The sequence below is a fragment of the Streptomyces sp. NPDC059900 genome (assembly GCF_050270335.1).
Classification (GTDB): Bacteria; Actinomycetota; Actinomycetes; order Streptomycetales; family Streptomycetaceae; genus Streptomyces.
The window spans coordinates 1-1,828 of record NZ_JBNNJZ010000988.1 but is presented as its reverse complement, the minus strand read 5'-3'; the positions used below and the strand labels follow the sequence as shown (position 1 = coordinate 1,828).

Sequence of the window (1,828 nt, the reverse complement as noted above, 5' to 3'; positions counted from 1 at the left end):
CACATGGACGGCGACCCCGCTGCCGGCGGCCACACCCCCTCCGACTTCCCCCTGCTCGAGCTCGCCCAGGACGAAGTCGAGGAGTTCGAAGCGCTGGCGGCAGAACGCGAAGGAGACAACCCGCTGTGAAGACGCCCACTTCGCCTACCGCGACCACTTCGCCGGCCTCCGCCGGCGCCAAGGGAAACGCCCTCGCCGAAGTCTGGCCGCTCTCTCCGCTGCAGGAAGGGCTGCTCTTTCACGCCTCCTTCGACGGCGAAGGCCCGGACGTCTATGCCCTGCAGACGGTGATCTCGATAACCGGGCCGCTGGACCCGGCCCGCTTCCGGGCCTCCTGGCAGGCGCTGCTGGACCGGCACGCGGCACTGCGGGCGAGCTTCCACGAGCGCAAGTCGGGAGCACCGGTCCAGCTCATCGCCCGTACGGTGCGACTGCCCTGGCGGGAGATCGACCTGTCCGGCCTGGCGGAGCCCGGGCAGGCGGCCAGAGCAGCTGAACTCGCCGCACAGGAGCACGCGAAGCGGCTGGACCTGGCAGCCGCGCCGCTACTGCGGCTGCTGCTGATCCGGCTCGCCGACCAACGGCACCAGCTGGTGCTGACGACCCACCACATCCTGATGGACGGCTGGTCGATGCCGGTGCTGCTCGACGAGCTGGCCACGGTGTACGCGGCCCGCGGCGACAGCCGCACGCTGCCCCCGGTGGCCGGCTACCGGGACTACCTGGCCTGGCTGAACCGCCAGGACAAGGCAGCGGCACGAGCCGCTTGGCAGGCCGAGCTGGCCGACGCCGAAGAACCGACGCTGGTAGCGGCCGCCGACCCGAAGCGGACCGCGGTCCTGCCGCAGGAGTGCCGTCGCGACCTCTCCGAGCCCGCCACCCGGGCCCTTACGGAGCTGGCCCGTACCCATGGCCTGACTGTGAACACGGTGGTGCAGGGCGCCTGGGCACTGGTGCTCGCGCGGCTGGCACGCCGCCGCGACGTGGTCTTCGGCGCCACCGTGGCGGGCCGCCCGGCAGAGCTGCCCGGGGCGGAGTCGATGGTCGGACTGCTCATCAACACCCTGCCGGTACGAGTCCGCCTACGGCCTGAACTGCCGGTGCTTGAACTGCTCACCGGACTGCAGCAGCGCCAGTCGGAGCTGATGGCACACCAGCACCTCGGCCTGGCGGAAATCCAGCGCGCGGCCGGACCGGGCGCGGGATTCGACACGCTGGTCGTGTACGAGAGCTTTCCCAGGGCCCCGGAACCGCGGAAGGGCCGCACCGAGACCTACACCATCTCCGGCGGCGAGACCCGACAGGCCACGAACTATCCCCTCACCGTGGGGGTGACCCCGCACGACCAGCTCCGGATCGAGCTGGCTTACCGGCCCGACCTGTTCGACCGGCGGGAGGCCGAGCGGATCGTGAGCCGGTTGGTGCGAGTCCTTGAGCAGGTGGCGGCCGATCCGCAGGTGCGGCTGAGTGAGATCGACGTACTCAGTGCGGGCGAGCGGGCGCTGGTGGTGGGGGAGTGGAATGCCACGGCGCGGCCGGTCGGGGCGAAGACAATGCCGGAACGCTTCCGGGAATGGGCGGTCCGGGCCCCGGACATGGCCGCCGCGCGCTGTGGATCCGAAGAGTTGTCATACGCGGAGCTCGAGGCCAGGTCGAATCGGCTGGCTCGGTATCTGCGGCGCCAGGGCGTGCGCGGGGAGTCGCGGGTGGGTCTGCGGCTGCCGCGCGGTGTCGACATGGTGGTGTCGATGCTGGCGGTGTGGAAGGCCGGGGGTGCGTACGTGCCGCTGGATCCGGAGTATCCCGCTGAGCGCCTGGAGTTGATGAC

At 71.1% G+C, this 1,828-nt stretch carries 1 protein-coding gene; it reads left to right on the top strand.

What is annotated here, in order from left to right; translation table 11 throughout:
* Positions 1–125: 125 nt before the first annotated feature.
* Positions 126–1,828 (top strand): condensation domain-containing protein (locus tag ACQKIP_RS46500; RefSeq protein ID WP_427745768.1); only part of this gene is annotated, 1,703 nt, incomplete at its 3' end.